This is a genomic window from Winogradskyella ouciana (genome assembly GCF_009709615.1).
Taxonomy (GTDB): Bacteria; Bacteroidota; Bacteroidia; order Flavobacteriales; family Flavobacteriaceae; genus Winogradskyella; species Winogradskyella ouciana.
The window spans coordinates 1-261 of sequence record NZ_WJYA01000166.1 but is presented as its reverse complement, the minus strand read 5'-3'; the positions used below and the strand labels follow the sequence as shown (position 1 = coordinate 261).

Annotated in this window: 1 protein-coding gene; it reads left to right on the top strand. The window is 35.6% G+C overall.

The genetic code is table 11. From position 1 onward, the window contains the following. The coding region (locus F1003_RS18895; protein ID WP_497986932.1) for a glycine radical domain-containing protein at positions 1-261 on the top strand (261 nt) is incomplete at both ends.

Here is a 261-nt window from a genome sequence, read left to right as displayed (position 1 = left end):
CAATGCATGGCCGTGACCAAAAAGGTGCATTATCTTCATTAAGTTCTGTAGCTAAGATCCCTTACGATTGCTGTAAAGATGGTATTTCAAATACATTCAGTATCGTACCAAAATCATTAGGTAAAGAACCAGAAGATCAAAACCGTAACTTAACTAGTATGTTAGATGGTTACGCAATGCAATGTGGTCACCACTTAAATATTAACGTATTTAACCGTGAAACATTAATAGATGCAATGGAACATCCAGAAGAATATCCAC